Source organism: Levilactobacillus namurensis DSM 19117 (assembly GCF_001434785.1).
Lineage (GTDB): Bacteria > Bacillota > Bacilli > Lactobacillales > Lactobacillaceae > Levilactobacillus > Levilactobacillus namurensis.
Genome location: NZ_AZDT01000017.1, coordinates 1 through 213, shown reverse-complemented (window position 1 = coordinate 213; position 213 = coordinate 1). Strand labels below are relative to the sequence as shown.

Genomic DNA, 213 nt, shown 5'->3' with positions numbered 1-213 from the left:
CGGTGCCGGCAAAATGACTATTTATCTAAACCATGATGTCGAAATTGACTTTGAGGTACCTTTCAAGCGGGTCAAACGGTTAATGAGCGCCCTGCACTTCAAGTGTCAGAGTCGCGTTAAGAAACGTCGGCGTACCAAACAAGCAGAGCAAGAATTGCGAGACAATCTTTTAAACCAACAGTTTGATCAAGTTACTGAACCTAACCAAGTGTG

Annotated in this window: 1 pseudogene; it reads left to right on the top strand. The window is 44.1% G+C overall.

The annotated features are described in order from the left end of the window. Positions 1-213, top strand: a pseudogene (locus FD30_RS11725) (IS3 family transposase); the annotation flags it as partial.